Annotated in this window: 11 protein-coding genes; 8 read left to right on the forward strand and 3 right to left on the reverse strand. The window is 60.6% G+C overall.

The window, feature by feature from the left end; all coding sequences use genetic code 11:
- The 3 genes from BFP96_RS00120 to BFP96_RS00130 all read left to right on the forward strand — a co-directional run.
- The coding region (locus BFP96_RS00120) for a condensation domain-containing protein (RefSeq protein WP_170875956.1) at nucleotides 1–2,990 on the forward strand (2,990 nt) is incomplete at its 5' end.
- Complete coding sequence (locus BFP96_RS00125; RefSeq protein ID WP_065935338.1) at nucleotides 2,987–6,769, forward strand: non-ribosomal peptide synthetase; 3,783 nt, start codon at nucleotides 2,987–2,989, stop codon at nucleotides 6,767–6,769. The genes BFP96_RS00120 and BFP96_RS00125, both read left to right, overlap by 4 nt.
- Entirely contained in the window at nucleotides 6,769–8,412 is a 1,644-nt protein-coding gene (locus tag BFP96_RS00130) for a cyclic peptide export ABC transporter (RefSeq protein ID WP_065935339.1), read from the forward strand. Before BFP96_RS00125 ends, BFP96_RS00130 begins: the two co-directional genes overlap by 1 nt.
- Nucleotides 8,413–8,426: 14 nt before the next feature.
- Here the strand turns inward: BFP96_RS00130 and fhuF are convergent, their stop codons facing one another.
- Nucleotides 8,427–9,152: a siderophore-iron reductase FhuF gene (gene fhuF, locus BFP96_RS00135; RefSeq protein WP_065935340.1), complete on the reverse strand. Its 726-nt coding sequence runs from the start codon at nucleotides 9,150–9,152 to the stop codon at nucleotides 8,427–8,429.
- A gap of 298 nt (nucleotides 9,153–9,450) precedes the next feature.
- On the opposite strand from fhuF, the gene BFP96_RS00140 reads away from it, so the two are divergent.
- The 5 genes from BFP96_RS00140 to BFP96_RS00155 all read left to right on the forward strand — a co-directional run bounded on the left by BFP96_RS00140 (nucleotide 9,451) and on the right by BFP96_RS00155 (nucleotide 14,493).
- Entirely contained in the window at nucleotides 9,451–9,666 is a 216-nt protein-coding gene (locus BFP96_RS00140; RefSeq protein WP_065892700.1) for an MbtH family protein, read from the forward strand.
- A 166-nt stretch (nucleotides 9,667–9,832) separates the two neighbouring features.
- Nucleotides 9,833–11,248: a diaminobutyrate--2-oxoglutarate transaminase gene (locus BFP96_RS00145; RefSeq protein WP_083216557.1), complete on the forward strand. Its 1,416-nt coding sequence runs from the start codon at nucleotides 9,833–9,835 to the stop codon at nucleotides 11,246–11,248.
- A 460-nt stretch (nucleotides 11,249–11,708) separates the two neighbouring features.
- Nucleotides 11,709–11,972 (forward strand): hypothetical protein, encoded by a 264-nt coding sequence (locus BFP96_RS00150; protein ID WP_065935341.1) that lies wholly within the window; start codon nucleotides 11,709–11,711, stop codon nucleotides 11,970–11,972.
- Nucleotides 11,973–12,369: 397 nt separating this feature from the next.
- Nucleotides 12,370–13,170: a GNAT family N-acetyltransferase gene (locus BFP96_RS28590; protein ID WP_083216558.1), complete on the forward strand. Its 801-nt coding sequence runs from the start codon at nucleotides 12,370–12,372 to the stop codon at nucleotides 13,168–13,170.
- A gap of 462 nt (nucleotides 13,171–13,632) precedes the next feature.
- Nucleotides 13,633–14,493, forward strand: coding sequence for a pirin family protein (locus BFP96_RS00155; protein ID WP_065935342.1), 861 nt, complete (start codon nucleotides 13,633–13,635; stop codon nucleotides 14,491–14,493).
- Between the two features lie 25 nt (nucleotides 14,494–14,518).
- On the opposite strand, the gene BFP96_RS00160 is transcribed toward BFP96_RS00155, so the two are convergent.
- Both BFP96_RS00160 and BFP96_RS00165 read right to left on the reverse strand, forming a co-directional pair.
- The gene (locus BFP96_RS00160; RefSeq protein ID WP_083216559.1) at nucleotides 14,519–15,805 is read right to left on the reverse strand and encodes a coproporphyrinogen-III oxidase family protein; all 1,287 of its coding nucleotides are present in this window, start codon (nucleotides 15,803–15,805) and stop codon (nucleotides 14,519–14,521) included.
- 27 nt (nucleotides 15,806–15,832) lie between these two features.
- The gene (locus BFP96_RS00165; RefSeq protein WP_065935343.1) at nucleotides 15,833–16,471 is read right to left on the reverse strand and encodes a hypothetical protein; all 639 of its coding nucleotides are present in this window, start codon (nucleotides 16,469–16,471) and stop codon (nucleotides 15,833–15,835) included.
- Nucleotides 16,472–16,474: the final 3 nt, after the last annotated feature.

Consider the following 16,474-nt stretch of genomic DNA (forward strand, 5'->3'; position numbering starts at 1 on the left):
AGATAAAGCTGCGCGGCTTCCGCATCGAGCTGGGCGAGATCGAGGCGGCGCTGCTCGGTCACCCGGGGGTCGCCCAGGCGGTGGTGGCGGTGCAGGGTGAGCACCTGGCCGCGTTCTGGGTTGCCAGTCTGGCTGGCGAGCCGAGCGCAGACGAGCTGCGTGAACATCTGCAGGCACGTCTGCCGGTGTATATGCTGCCAACTCACCTGCAAGCGCTGCCGGCATTGCCGCTCAACAGCAACGGCAAGGTGGATCGCCAGCAATTGCCGCAGTTGCGCAACCAGCAGCAGGCGGCAGCCGGCAGCGCGCAGCGGCCGATGAGCGCCAGCGAGGCCCTGCTGAGCGAGATCTGGGGCCAGGTGCTGCAGCTCGAGCAGGTGCCGCTCGATGGGCATTTCTTCCAGCTCGGCGGGCACTCGCTGATGGCCGCGCAGGTGCGTTCGCGGCTGCGCGAGCAGGGCTTCGAGGTGCCGCTGCGCTGGCTGTTCGAGACGCCTTCGCTGACGGAGCTGGCGGCGCGCGTGGAAACCCAGGCCACCGCCATCGACCCGGCTGGATTGAGCATCGCGCGGGTCGATCAGCACATCGACCAGCCGCTGTCGCCTGCGCAGCAACGGGCCTGGCTGATGCAGCAACTGCAGCCGAGCGACAGCAGCTTCAACATGAGCAGCAACGTGCGCCTGCGCGGCGCCCTCGATACCCAGGCGTTGCAGCGGGCCTTGCAGCGTGTGATACGACGCCATGCGATCCTGCGCACCACCTACCATCAGCAGCAGGGCGAGGCGCGCCAGCGCATCCAGGCGGATTCTGCGTTGACGCTGCAACTGGCGACCCTGAGCCAGGCGCAGTGGGCGCAGGCTGAACATGAGATGGCCACGCGACCGTTCGACCTGAGCGTTGAGGCGCCGCTGCGCGCGGTGCTGTATCGCCTGGGCGAGCAGGAACATGTGCTGCAACTGGTGCTGCACCATATCGCCTCCGACGGCTGGTCCGGCTCGGTGCTGATCGGTGAGCTGGTTGAAGGCTACGAGGCCTACAGCCAGGGCCGGCTGCCCGTGGAGCGAGAACTGGCGATCCAGTACGTCGACTATGCCGCCTGGCAGGTTTCAGCGGCGCTGCGCGCCCGTCAGCGCCAGGGCCAGCAGTTCTGGCAACGTACCCTGGCCGGCGTACCGAGCCAGGTGCCGTTGCCGTTCGACTTCCCACGCGGCGAGCGCGATAGCGGCGGTGGCGCGGCCTTGGACTTCCAGTTGCCGGCGGCGACGCTGGCACGCCTGGAGGCCTTGCAGCGTGACAGCGGCTTGTCGCTGTTCATGTTGCTGCTGACCGTCTATGCCGCCGTGCTGCAGCGCGAAACCCAGGGCCGCGACCTGGTCATCGGCACCGACGTGGCCAACCGCGAACACCCGGCTACCGAGGCGCTGATCGGCTTCTTCGTCAACCTGCTGGCGTTGCGCATTCGCCTGCAACCGGAGCTGAGCTTCCGTGAGCAGGCGGTATTGGTGCGCGATGTCTGCCTGGATGCCTTCGCCTGGCAGGACACACCGTTCGAGCAGGTGGTGGAATGTCTCGACCTGCCGCGTGTGGCCAACCAGCATCCATTGCTGCAGACCCTTTTCGTGCTGGACAACACGCCGCGTCAGCCGCGCCGCCTCGGCAACCTCGAGGTCACGCCGCTGAGCCGTGAACAACAACACTCCAAGTTCGATATGGCGCTGTTCGCCGCTGCCGACGGCGATGCCCTCAGCCTGCGCTGGGTGTACCGCACCAGCCTGTTCCGCCCAGCCACCATCGAGCGTTTGCGCGACAGCTTCCTGGCGCTGCTCGATGCTGCGCTGGGTGCGCCGGACAGCCCCATCGATGCCTTACCTCTGCCTTCCAAGGGAGCCGCTGCCATGTCCACCACCACGGACAACCCGCTGCAACGCAAGATGAGCAAGCTCGGCAAGCTGCGCCAGAATGGCCCGGCTGCCGCGGCCACACCGATCGAAACCCGGCCGCTGCGTGCCGGCTCCAGCTTCCCCCTGCTGGTGCAACTGCGCGAGCGCGAGCTGGCCCCCGCCGTGTGGGCCGAGAACCATCGCGAGCAGGTGGAAGTCTGGCTGCGCGAGCACGGCGGGATTCTCTTCCGTGGTTTCGATCTGCCGACCCCGGCGGACTTCGAGCAGTTCTGCCAGGCGTTGTGCCCGCAGCTGTACGGCGAGTACGGCGATCTGCCGAAGAAGGAGGGCGGCAACAAGATCTACAAGTCCACGCCCTATCCGAAGGACCGCATGATCATGTTCCACAACGAGAGCGCTCACCAGCATCGCTGGCCGCGCCGGCAGTGGTTCTATTGCGAGACGCCGGCCACCAGCGGCGGGGCCACGCCCATCGTCGACAGCCGTGAGGTGTACCGCGAGCTGCCGGCCTGGCTGCAGGTCAAGCTGCGTCGCAAGCAACTGATGTACGTGCGCAATTTCAGCGCCAGCCTGGATGTCAGTTGGCAGCACTTCTTCCAGACGGAGGAGCGTGCCGAGGCCGAGCGCATCTGTCATGAGGGCGGGATTGAGTTCGAGTGGCGCGGCGCCAACCAATTGCACACGCGCCAGGTATGTCCGGCGGTGATCCTCCACCCGCTGACCGGCGATGCCAGCTTCTTCAACCAGATCCAGCTCTACCATCCGGCGTTTCTCGATGCCGATATCCGTGAGCAATTCCTCAAGGGGCGCGATAGCGTCATGCCCCGGCAGGTGTTCTACGGTGATGGCAGCGAACTGGAAGAGGCTGCCATCGAGGCGATCAATGCCGCTTACGAGCGTTGTGCGGTGCGCTTCGACTGGCAGCGCGGCGATGTGGTGATGCTCGACAACATGCTCGCCGCCCATGCCCGCGACCCCTTCGAGGGTGAGCGGCGCATCGTCGTCGCCATGGGCGACATCTATCGCCGCGATCAGGTCGCGGCCGCACCGGCTACGGCTGAGGAAAACGCTCTGGAGATGACACCATGATGGATCTTGGCCTGCCTCTTTCCCCGGCCCAGAAGCAATTGGCCGAGGCCAGCCCGCAGGCGTACCGCTGGGTGCGCATGACGCTCGCCGGCGTTGCGCCGGAGCGGGTCGAACAGCGTCTGCGTGACACCCTGGGCCAACACGATGCGCTACGCCTGCGTTATCAGCGCCCGCTCGGCGCCACTGGCCTGCGCCAGCGCGTGGCCGAGCCGGACGAGTTGCGCCTGGACTGGCACCAGGCGGGTGCCGGCACCGATGCGACGGCCTGGCAGCGCGACGCCCAGGCCCAGTGCCAGGCGCAGCAGCCCGACCTGCTGGCCTGGTGGCGCGACGAGCAGCTATGGCTGGCGCTGCCGGCCTGCTCCCTGGATCTGCACAGCCTTGAGCAACTGCGCCGTGAGTTGCTGGGGCAGCGCGCGGCACTGGAGGCCGAGCCGATGCAGTACAGCGACTACGCCGAGTGGATCGCCGGCCTGCAACTGGACGAGGACGCCGAGCAGGGCGTGCAGTTCTGGCGCAACCTGGCCCTGCAGGAGGTGCCGGGGCTGCGCCTGATCGAACGCTATGGCATGGCCAGCGGTGCCCGTGGCTGCGTGCAGCAGGCGCTCGAACCTGCACTGTGCAGTGCCGTGCAGGCACTGGCCGGGGGCGAGGGGTTGGCCATCGAGCCTCTCGCCCTGGCAGCCTGGGGCGCCTTGCTCGGCCGCCTGAACGGTCAGCGTCATGCGCAGTTGGGCCTGCAGCACGACCCGCGTGACGACTATGAGGAACTGCAGGGCGCCTACGGGCTGTTCGAGCAAACGCTGCCCATGCAGGTGCATGTGTCCGAGCATGCCAGTTGGGTCAGCCTGGCCCGGCAACTGGCCCGGCAACTGGAAAGCGCCGTGCTCTGGCAGGAGTACCTCGGCCAGGCCGAGCTGCTGCCGGAGTGGCGCGCCAGCTACCAGGCCGGGCTGCGCGTGCAGCATCTGGCCGAGGTACAGGCTTTGCAGGCCTTGTCCTTCGACACACCGGTGGAACTGCAACTGCACTGGCTGCTGGATGAATCCGGCCAGGGCCAGTTGGCGCTGGTGTACGACACCGGGTTGTATCGCCGTGAGCAGATGCAGCTCTTGCTGCGCCGTTACGTGCATTGGATCGGCCAACTGCTGCAGGCGCCGCAAGCGCCGCTGGACGGCCTGGATGCCTTGCTGACGGAGGAGGCGCAGCCCACAGTGACTGGCGAGGAACTGCCGGCGGACGTCGATATCGTCGATCGATTCCGTGCCCATGCGCGCCACCAGCCGCGCAGCCCGGCGCTGCGCGATGGCCGGCAGCTGTTGTCCTATGCCGACGTGGATGAGCTGAGCGAACGGGTGGCCGGCAGCTTGCAGCAGGCCGGCGCTGGCCCTGACCAGGTGGTGGCGCTGCTGCTGCCGCGTGGCGCGCAGATGCTGGTCGCCATGCTGGCCTGCTTCAAGGCGGGCGCGGCCTATCTGCCGCTGGACCCGGCGCTGCCACCGCTGCGCCTGGCCAGCATTCTCGAGGATGCCAAGCCTGCTGTTGTGCTGCACCTGGATGAGTCGAGCCTGGTCTGCGACGTGCCCAGCCTGGCCTGGTCGAAGGCCAGCAGCGCTGCACCACTCGCTGCGCCGGTGACCAGCGCGCCGCAGCACCTGGCCTATGTGCTCTACACCTCGGGCACCAGCGGCAAGCCCAAGGGCGTGCAGATCGAGCAGGGGCAGCTACGCCACTACGCGAGCCAGATCACTCACGCGCTGGATCTGCCGGCAGGTGCTCACTACGGGCTGGTGTCGTCGCTGCTCGCCGACCTGGGCAATACCGTGCTGTACCCGGCCTGGTTGCAGGGCGGCTGCGTGCACCTGCTGAGCCAGGCCAGCGTCACCGATGCGCAGGCCTTCGCCGAGGAACTGCGCGAGCATCCGCTGGATGTGCTGAAGATCGTTCCATCGCACCTTGAGGCATTGATCGGCGAGCATCCGCCGGAGGGTGTACTGCCGCGTCAGGTGCTGGTGCTTGGCGGCGAAGCGGTGGGCGAGAGCCTGCTGGCGCGGCTGGCACAGGCAGGGTCTGGTTGCCGCCTGTACAACCACTACGGGCCGAGCGAAACCACGGTCGGCGTGCTCTGGCGGACCATCGACAGCGAGCAGGGGGTAAGCGGCACGGCCTTGAACCAGGTGCTCGGCAACAACCGCATCTATCTGCTCGATGAACAACAGCGCGCCGTGCCTTCCGGGCAGGCGGGCGAGTTGTGCGTGGCCGGTGCCAGTGTCGGCCGCGGCTACCTGGGGGATGTCGGCAGTTCGGCATTCGGCCAAGACCTGCGGTCCGGCGCGCGCCTGTATCGCACCGGTGATCTGGCGTTGCGCCAGGCCGATGGCGCCTTGCGCATTCTCGGGCGCAATGATCAACAGGTGAAGATTCGCGGTTTTCGTCTGGAGTTGGCGGAGGTCGAACAGGCGTTGCGCGGCCTGCCGGGTGTGCAGCAGGCGGCGGTGCTGCTGGATGGTGAACGCCTGTTGGCCTTCGTTGTGGAGGAGCCAGGGCAGGGCAGGGCCGCGAACCTGCTGCGCGACGATTTGGCCCAACAACTGCCGGACTACATGCTGCCCGCCGGCATCTTCGCCCTGAAAGCCCTGCCGCTGAGCAGCAATGGCAAACTCGATCGCCAGGCGCTGCTGGAGCGTGCCCGGCAGCGCCTGCAAGGTGCGCGGGTAGCCCCGGTCGGCGAACTGGAAAGCGCCGTGCTGGAAATCTGGTGCCGCGTGCTGGGTGTCGAGGATCTCGGCGTGACCGACAACTTCTTCGCCACGGGCGGGCATTCCCTGGCGGCAATCAAGGTGGTGGCACTGATTCGCGAGCAACTGGGGCGCAATCCGCCAACTAATCTGCTGTTCGAACGGCAGACCGTGCGCGAACTGGTGCAGAGCCTTGATCAGGACGCGAGTAGCGAGGGCTGGCAGGTGCTGAACGATGTGACCGGTGAGGCGCCTGCCTTGCTCCTGGTCCATGGCGCGGAGGGCCACCTGAAAGACTACCGACCGTTGGTGGAGCACCTTGGCGAAACCCAGGCCGTTTATGGCCTGGCGGCATTTGACGAGGGGTGGGAAAGCAAGGGTCTGGACAGCCTGCTGCAGCGCTATGTGCAGAGCATTCCTGAGTCGCTCAAGCAGCGGCCGCTGGTGGTGCTGGGCTGGTGCCTGGCTTCGCGCCTGGCGCTCTTGTTGATTGCGCACCTGCAATCAGCCGGCTTCACCGTCAAGGCCTTGGCCACGGTGGATCATGATCCGCAGCGCAGCCTTGCAGGCGACGGCGACGAGGGTGGCCAGTTGCTCGCCGACCTGGTGTTCCTGTGTCGCACCCGTTCGCGGCCGCTTGGCGATACGTTGCGCGAGCGTCTGGCCCGGCAACTGGCCGATTGCGATTATGCCGAGGGCGTGACCCGCATGCTGGCCGACGCCGAGGTGCGTGAGCATCTGCAATCCCACGGCGCTGATGCCGAGTTGCAGGCCGTGATGGTGCGCTACCGGGCGATCAAGACGCGCCTGTACGAACAGGCCTTACCGGTGGTCGACGTGCCCATCTGGTTGTGGCGCAGCAATGCCCACGGTGATCTGCGTACACCCTGGCAGGCGCACACGCGCAAGGTGCTGCATTATCGGAGCCTGGATGTCGGCCATCATGCGATCGTTGCCGAGCCGCGCCTGAGTACGGATCTGTTGTCCTTGCTGGCGCCAAGCATTGCGCCGCAACACCCAGCCGAGAAGGTGTCGAACTGATGATGTTATTGAAGGAACTGCTGCATGATGCGCGCTGGCGCATTTTCCTGGCGGTGCTGTGCAGTGCCTTGAGTGCGGCCAGCAGCATTGGCCTGATCGGCTATATCAACCGCAGCCTGGAGCAGGGGCTGGATGACCTGAGCCAGGCGCTGGCGCTGTTCGCCGGCCTGCTGTTGTTGCTGTTCGTCAGCGGCACCCTGGCCCAGTGGCTGCTGGTGCAGATTGGCCATCGCCTGGTCTATCAGTTGCGCCTGCGCCTGGTGGGCAAGGTGCTGGGCACCGCCCTGGAGCGCATCGAGCGACTGGGCAGCTCGCGCATTTTCAACGCGCTGACCAAGGACGTGACCACCGTGGCCACGGCCTTCAAGCAATTGCCGATCTCGCTGTACAACGGCTTGCTGCTGCTGGTTGGCCTGGCTTACATGGCCTGGCTGAGCCTGCCCTTTTTCGCCCTGACCCTGGTGGTGATCGCCTTCGGCGTGCTGCTCGACGTGCTGCTCGGGCGCAAGGTCAAGCGCCTGATGCAGCAGGTGCGACAGCAAGACGACCGGTTGACCGAGCAGTTCGAGGCGACTATCAACGGCCGCTGCGAACTGGCCTTGAGCCGGGAGCGTCGGCAGATGTTGTACAACCAGCGCCTGGAGCCGATCGCGCAGGCCTCGCTGCAGGCCTCGGTACGCGCCGATACCCTGTGGGCGATCAACCTGAACTGGACGTCGCTGCTGGTGTTCGTGCTGATCGGTACGCTGTTCTTCCTCGGTCAGGGCCTCGGGCTGCTGAGCCAGGAGGTGGTGGTGGGCTACGTGTTGGCGATCATGTTCCTGCGTACACCGATCTCGATGATCCTCGATGCCGTCCCGGCGGTGATCCGCGGCCATGTGGCCTTGCAGGCCATCGATGACCTGGCCCTGGGCGAGACGGTGCACTTCACCATGCCGCCCAAGGCCGCCGAGCCTTTCCGTGAGTTGCGCCTGAGCAACGTGCAATACCGCTACCCCGGGCAGAGCGACGAATTCGCCTTCCAGCTGGGCCCCATCGATCTGCACGTTCGCCGTGGCGAACTGATCTTTATCGTCGGAGGCAATGGCAGCGGCAAGTCGACCCTGGCCAAATTGCTGACCGGGCTCTACCAGCCCAGCGAGGGTACGGTCGCGCTCAATGGCGTGACACTGGATGTCTCGAACAGCGAGCGGCACCGCGAGCATTTCGCGGCGATCTTCGCCGACTTCTATCTGTTCGCCGATGTGCTCGGTGAGAACGGCCAGCTCGATGGTCTGGAGGAGCGGGTCGATCACTATCTGCAACGCCTGGGGCTGGCGCACAAGGTGCAGTTCGTCGATGGACGCCTGTCCACCACGGCCCTTTCACAGGGGCAGCGCAAGCGCCTGGCCCTGCTGTTGCTGATGATGGAGGGTCGCGAGGTGCTGCTGCTCGACGAATGGGCGGCGGACCAGGATCCGGTGTTCCGCCATGTGTTCTACCACGAGCTGCTGCCCGAGTTGCAGGCGGCCGGGAAAACGGTCATCGCCATCACTCACGATGATCGCTACTTCGACGTGGCCGATCGCATCTACCGGCTTGATTACGGCCAGTTGGTGGACTATGACCACAGCAGCGAGAACCCTTTCCAGTTGGTCAGGTAGCCGCTTGGAGCGGCTTATTCGGGTGTTTTGTCGCGGTCGAGTGGGCAACTGCTGCAATAGCCGATGCCGGGCAGGCGGTAGCGAATGCAGCAAATACGGCGTAACCGCTGCGGCTCGTCAGCGCCGACGTCCTTGTAGTACACCGGGGCGAACAGCGGGTTGCGCCGGCCGTCGGGGCGCAGGCGGCTTTCCAGCACGGTTCTGGCCGGGGCTGCGCAATCGGACGTTGCCAATCGATGCAGTTCGACTTGGGTAGTGGCGAATTCGAAGAGGTTGCCGGCGTTGCTCCAGAACAGTCGTGGCGAGGCTTTCGAGACGCTGGCCATTACCTCGATCACCGGTTTCAGATGCCGCTCGATCAAGGCGTCGAAGCGCGCGAAGGGCGTGCAGGGTGGCAGAACGCTGCCTTCATGGGGCAGGTGCAGGCCAAGCGGCTTTCCCGCTGCCGAGAGGGTGACGCCGACATCGCTCAGGGCGATAGGCAACTCGCGCTGCAAGAGCAAGCTGGCCGCCACGGCGGGTGCTATGAAGCAGAAATACCATTTCGACCAGATAGAGGTCAGCACCATGAAATCGTCGCTGCCATGGCGGGCTGCCAGTTCACCAATGAACTCGGCGAAATAGTCCGGCTGAAACAGCTGCGAGCCGGCAATTGCCGGCTGTTGATCACCGGCCAGTTGCAGGTTTTCCCCATAGTCCGCCAGCGGGCCGCTGAACAGCGGGGCGAGGCTGGCGATCATCCTCGCGGCCCAGTGTCACCGTCAGGCGGCATTGCGCAATACGTTTTCAGGGAGGTTGTGGATCGAGGCATAGTCAGTCGCTTGCTGTTGAGACTCGTTATCACTGGTGGCGATCAGTATAAACAAACCTGGGGCATGCAGGCGAACTCTGTCTGTGGCAGCGGGCGCCTGTGACAGCAGGGCGTGTAAAGGCGTCATGCCAATACCTAATGATAATTGTTATTAACTGTATTATCCTACGGCCGCTCGTATGCAAAGCCTACGAGCACTCGCACCTTCAGTGGAAACGGAGTGGAACATGAGTCTGGACAGTCCTGACACGCGATTTTTGGTTGTAGTCAACGACGAGGAGCAGTATTCCCTCTGGCCGGATTACAAGGCAATACCGCAAGGCTGGCGCGCGGCCGGCAAGCAGGGCAGCAAGGAAGAGTGCCTGGCCTATATCGAGTCGGCCTGGACTGACATGCGGCCTTTGAGCTTGCGTCAAGCCATGCAGCCCCAGGATCGCGGCTGATGCCTTGCGCATCCATTGAGCGGGTCATGGCCTTGCAGGTGACGTTGCCCGGTAGCCGATAGCAGCAACCTGGAGCCGCCTGAGTTGGCTGGTCGTTCGCTGCATGAGGCACGTGCCGGCAGCGTCGTCAGATAACGCGCTATCCGCGCGACACGAGGATGCACTGATGAATGCAATCACCCCGATCACCAACACCACGCTCGAACTCCAGCACCGGCACAGCGGGCTAAGCCAGCGCTACTGCCTGGACAGCACGCCGGCATTGCAGCGGCAAATGCAGCGCGAGTCGAATGCGCGCAGCTACCCACGGCGCATACCGCTGGAGCTCAAGCGGGCGCAGGGGGTGTATGTTGAGGATTCGCGGGGGCAGGTGTACATCGATTGCCTGGCCGGTGCCGGTACCCTGGCGCTGGGGCACAATCACCCGGTGATCATGGAAGCGATCCAGAAGACCCTGGCCTCGGGCATACCGCTGCATGCCCTCGATCTGACCACGCCGATCAAGGATGCCTTCGTAGAGACAGTCTTCGATCTGCTGCCTGGCGACTTCGCCAGGGATGCGCGCATCCAGTTCTGTGGCCCCACGGGTGCGGACGCAGTGGAGGCGGCGCTCAAGCTGTCGCGCACGGCAACCGGGCGGCAGAGCATCCTGGCGTTCCATGGCGCCTATCACGGCATGACCCTCGGCACGCTGTCTGTGAGCGGCAACCTGGGGCCGAAGAATGCCCTGGGTGGGCTGCTGGCGGGGGTGCAATTCTTGCCGTATCCACATGACTACCGTTGCCCGTTCGGCCTGCGCGGCGAGCAGGCGATCGACGCCAGCCTGCATTACATCCGCCACCTGCTCGCCGACCCGGAAAGCGGCGTGACCCAGCCGGCGGCCATGATCCTGGAAACGGTGCAGGGCGAGGGCGGGGTGATTTGCGCCCCTGATCGCTGGCTGCAGGGGCTGCGGGCGATCACGCGTGAGCACGATATTCCCCTGATCCTCGACGAGATCCAATGCGGTATCGGGCGCACCGGCGATCTGTTTGCCTTTGAGCGCAGCGCCATCACCCCTGATGTGGTGACACTGTCGAAGGCCATCGGCGGTGGTCTGCCGCTGTCGGTGGTGGTCTACCGGGGCGAGCTGGATCAATGGCAACCCGGGGCCCATGCCGGCACTTTCCGAGGTAATCAACTGGCCATGGCCGCCGGCGATGCCACCTTGCGCTTCATTCAGCGCGAAGGCCTCTGCAGCCATGTGCGCAACGTCGGAGCACGCTTGCAGACGCTGCTGCACGGGCTGCAGGCCGAGTTCGATTGGATCGGCGACGTGCGCGGCCGTGGTCTGATGCTGGGCATGGAAATCATCGATCCTGCCAGCCAGGATGCCCTGGGCCAACCCGCTACCGATGGCGAGCGGGCGCGCAAGCTACAACGTGCTTGCCTGGAGCGTGGCCTGATCGTCGAGCTGGGCGGCCGGCACGGCGCAACCGTTCGCTTCCTGCCGCCGCTGATCATCAGCGAAGCGGAGGTCGATCTGGTTGGGCAGATTCTCTACCAGGCGGCGCAGAACGTGGGGGTCGTCTCCGCGAGCTGATGCAGGTAGGCCGCAGGTTCCTGGCGGGTGGTTGCTGCATCGGTGCGTTAAGCAAATCTGACTTGGTACGTAATTTAACAAGTGGGCGATGTCAGATGTTCATAAGCAGATCAGCAGCCCAATAATACTGGCTCAGTGCCCCTGAAATGAACGCAACTGTTCATCGCTTGGTGTTCATAGACCTAGCTTTCCCGTCATTATTCTCGTCACCCCGAGCTTTATCCGTCCATCCAGTGATGGTGGAGGTATGCTCGACGGCGGCACGGGATGCGCTTGCTTGGTGTTTCGTGATCGAATATGTCATATAGCCGCTATTGGATTTTGTTGCAGCGCCACCGCTGCATCGATTGGACTAATAGGGGTCATTCGCCTGCTCACTTGAAACGAACCGAAGCAAGGTGCAGCGCCTCAAAACGGCGGGCTTCCGGCAGATCGTATCCATGGGGTACGGAAGTGAAAGATGGTGTTGATGATTATAACCATCGGCGCGACTGGAGCGGGTGCCAGTCTTATTGCTGTCCACAGTGATCGCAAATCTAAGGATATCGAGCAGCTCGCCACCCCCCACGTAGATGAAGGAGCGGCAGTGCGATTTGGAGAGCTGGAACGACAGGTGAGTGGTCTGCACCACAAACTGGATCGGTTGATTAAATTGGTCAGTATGGCTTGTGGGGGCCTATTTTTGGTCACGCTGATAATGATTTTGCTGTTCTTCATGCGCTGAGTCGGTAATACGCCGTTAGCGTCGACCAGCTTCAAATAGAGCGTACCAGCGACACCCCAGAGTAAGGCTGTGACACCAGAGCAGAAAAATCCAAGCTTTGGAAGCTCGGAGGCTTGCCCCGAAAGCGAGAAATCAATATCAAAAGGCTACGCGCTTTCGAGGTTGGAGATATCGAGCGTTCGGGCTAACCAATCAGCTAAGCGTCGATGAGCCTATTGACTGCTCGTGCGAAGCATTCGAGGTCGACAGGTCTAAGCTCCGACGCGGAACGTAAAGGTGTGATGGCTGGCCAGCCGCTTATCTTGAAGCGAGGTCATATGCTGGCACGCATTTATGTAAAAGCGTATCGTTTGATGCACCTGCCTGTGTCAGGGGGCTAAGAAAAAGGTTTATTCATATGGATATTGAAACGGCTCTTAAGATCGAGGCGGCAGAAAGAGAGTATTTGTGCTCGCGAGTGAAGAACCTGTCACTGATAAGTGGAAATCCTTATGGTGCACGCGTTTTTTTCAACGAGGAATTTTCGTGCTTTCAAGTGAAAGCAAACCCCAGCCCAATGCTTAATCGCATCTACGGTCACAACACGGAAGATCTACAAACCATTTTGAATTTACTCAGACAATCGGCTGAGTATTCAACTGTAACCCCTTTGGTGGGGAAATCCTCGACGCTAGTGCAACACATTCATATGGGGGATGGATGCCTTGAACGCCTAAGAGGGTGGACCCATTTGCAGTTATCTTGTGGGGTAAAGGACGTCATCCTGAATCAACACTCATTCGAAATTGAGGAGGTCACGCCACAAACGCTTCCGGAATTCGCAGACATTCACGCTGGTGGTTTTCATACCAAACCCGATCAGAGAGCGCTGAGTCAAGCCTCATTTTTAGCGCCAGTACCAAATGATCGGATGAAAATTTACGCGCTTAGAGCAGGTGGGAAGATGGTGGCAGGGGCCGTGATGTATTTTGCCAGCAATGGGGTCGCCTATCTTGGAACAGCAGCTACCCGGAAGGACGCACGGGGATTCGGTTATCATGCAGCACTGATATCTCACCGGATTGAACAAGCAAAAAACTATGGCTGTAGTCTGATCGCTGCGACTGCCTTAGCTAGCTCCCAAAGTCGCCGAAATCTGCAACGTGCTGGACTGGCGGAATCCCATATTCAAGCGCTGTATCGGCTGGCAGAAAATTGAGAAATACTGGGAGTTCCTACAGGCGTTTTTGACCGATACTGAACGCGTTAGGGGGGCACAATTTTCTAAGCGTCCTATCAGACGACAAGTCTGGCGACTCCGCGCTATCCCTTCAGGGTGCTAAAGACGTGACAGAGGCGCTTCGGAGTGACATTCAAAAGTAGCGGGCATGGTGGATAGTACCCGCACCCTAGGCTATAGTTGTCCGTGCCCGAACGTGTTGGGGAAATTACTTACCTTCTGGTTGACATGACTTTGCCTTTTTCCAAGAGGTTGGCTGTAGATCGCTGTCCCGTTGAAACTAACATTAGCAGTAGGGTTTGCACTGCTCTCTTCTTTACATTAGTCGTTGGAGTCTTTTTCGCCCTGCCCGACTTCGCGCAACATCTCTTGTTCGAACCTCAGTCCCAGATAGACGAATTACTGTTCAATAATATCTTCTAGTGCCTTGAGAGAATTCACATGAATGCGACCACCGCAGCTCTGAAACGCCCCATTGTTCATCGAACCAAAGGCAAAAATCTTGGCTCTTTAGTACGACTTATGAGTCCGGGTGACTTGGGCGAAATTTTGAAGCCTTTTGTATTTTTGGCTATTTTTAGTTTAGGTACAAACCACAAGAAAGCCGAATCTGGAATGCATCCGCATTCAGGAATTACGACGGTCACTTTCATGATTGACGGCGATATTGCCTACGAGGATACCACCGGCGCTGCCGGGATTCTGCCAGCGGGGGGCCTTGAGTTGATGTATGCAGGTAACGGCGTATGGCACGACGCGGTGCCAACCTGTGACGATTCCATTCTGGGGTTTCAGCTTTGGGTGGCATTACCGGCTTCAGAAGAGAATGCCCCGGCGAAAAGTGTCTATCTAGCGCCCTCTCAAATCCCGCAAGTAGGCCCGGTACGCTTACTTCTGGGGCAATATGAAAATGCCCAGAGCGTTGCTGAAGCACCGGCGGGCGTGAACTATCTCGCGGTACGTCTCAAAGACGGAGAGATCTGGCGTTACACGCCACCAGTTGGCCATACCGTAGCCTGGTTAGCAGTAGAGTCAGGGAGTATAAGCACCGGAGACCTCGTGACTAAGGGTGAGCTAGCTGTCTTCGAAGAATCCGAGCAGCCCATCGAAATTGTTGCGCGAGGTGAAACCGCCTTTGTGTTGGGCTCTGCGGCTAAACATCCCCATGACCTCGTCACTGGTTATTATTCCGTGCATACCAGCAAAGAGGCCATGGCCAAAAGCAAAACCGAGATACACCGCATTGCCGCGCGCCTGCGTCAAGAAGGCCGATTGAACCAAGTTGTTGCGAGCCCATCTTAACGGGGTGATTTAAGGCTATCCTGTTTCACACCCTTAAACCGCGATCAAGCGTGCCATCCAGAATGTGGGTGTAAAGGTGCTGAATATAAACGTCGTGGATGTTCGCTGACTTCAGTGCAATTCCGTTTTCAGTTTTGTAAAATGTACCTCCGCACTTTTGCAGGTGTTTCATGAAGGTACGCACAGGCACGTTTTCGCGGCAAAGCTGCTTGAAATCGAGCCCGGTAAGTTGTTCGAACTTATTGAAGTCCAAGCCATTTTTTGTTTGCAGCGCCGCGCCTATTCGGGTCATCAATGACTCGATCTGATCCGGTTCCACCCCGAATTTCACACACTTTCCCAGCGCCAGAGGGTTTTCGATGTATTCATCGTAAAAGGCGTTGTCATTTATGATGCGATACCCTCCTAGCATTGACTGCGCTCCGCTACCAAGCCCGAGGATGTCACCTTCCAAGCCATAGGTATGCATCCCGACGATGGATTCAGATTGTTTTTCCCGAGCAAAGTACGCCAGGCAATATTGTTCGAAACCCTGCGCTTCGAGTAGGTCTTTCGCCGTCTGGTAGGCGAGCTTGGTGTGTTCGAAGCTTAATTGGCCACGACGTCCTGTATCGATTAGATTGGCCATCTTGGTGCCGGGCGAAGGCCGATAGGGGTATACCGAGATATGTTGAACATCCAGCGCCGCGGCGCGGGCGATCGAATTCTCGACCTGCGCAATTTCCTCATCGGGAAAGCCAGCGATCAAGTCGACGTTGACATTGGCAACCCCAGCCGCCCTTGCAAGATCCACTGCCGCTATGGCCTGCTCAGCCGAGTGCGCGCGTCCCGCCCGACGCAGGTGTTCTTTATCAAACGACTGTACGCCCAGGCTGACCCGATCCACCGGATGCGCATCCAGCGCACGAAGATGGGCAACCGTGAGTGTTTCGGGGCTGGCTTCCAGCGAGTGCTGGCGGACTTTTGATAGGTCGAAATTGGACTGGAGCGCTTCCATTATCCGCTCAAGATGGTATGGATTCAGGCGGGTGGGCGTGCCGCCGCCCCAATAAATCGAAGTAGGAACATAATTAAGTCCGCTACAGTGTAGGCCCGCTTCGTGTATCTGTCGGCAGAGCGCATCTACGTATGCTTCGCCTTTAGTGTCGGCAGAGGTCAGTTGGCGGGTGTTGTTGCCAATTACGTAATCACAAAAATGGCACTTTGATGTGCAGAACGGCACATGAATATAAATTTGTAGATTTCTAAATGCTGTACTACTGACGAGAGTCTGCTCGCGCATAGCATTAAATACATCAGATAAGTATCGCATCCTTTAACTGCTCCATTCTTCAATACATCACTGATTAGATACCAATTGTTTGATTGTGTTATTCAAGAGATTTTCCTTTTCAGCATTGCTGATTCGTCGACAGGCGCCGCCCTGACATGCAAATGAATTAGAAACAACATGATCGAATTCGAACGTCTTGAGTCGGTTAAGTGTATCGGCAAGTATCTTTCGACTTGGCGGCGAAACCCAATACAGCCATGTCTTCTCTACTGGCACTAAGGTGTCACCAATAAATAATATTTTGTTCACACCGTTATTCCACAGGTATGAAAATGCACCGGTGGTGTGCCCCGGCGTCGGAATGATCTCGATATCATTTCCTAATGCACGCTGTTCATAGGGCAGGCTTGCATTTAGTGTAAAACCCTTGGCGCCCAGTACTTTGGCTTCGATGCGACTGCCTATCAACGGTGCGTTGAAGTGTACTGAGAGCTTTACAGTGTCTTGGCTTACATGATGGCGATCACCAATGAGTACCGCAGATACACCGCCCTTTTTCTCGATGGCGTTATAAAAAGGGCTGATATCGGCCTTGGTGGCGAATAAAATATTACCTTCTGGCCTTAGCGCCAGGTAGGTAAACGGGGTGGGCGACGCATGGTCGTCATCTCTGATTAAAAAAAGATTGAGTAATATCTCTTTCATCTC

It is taken from the genome of Pseudomonas sp. 34 E 7 (genome assembly GCF_900005715.1).
GTDB lineage: Bacteria > Pseudomonadota > Gammaproteobacteria > Pseudomonadales > Pseudomonadaceae > Aquipseudomonas > Aquipseudomonas orientalis_A.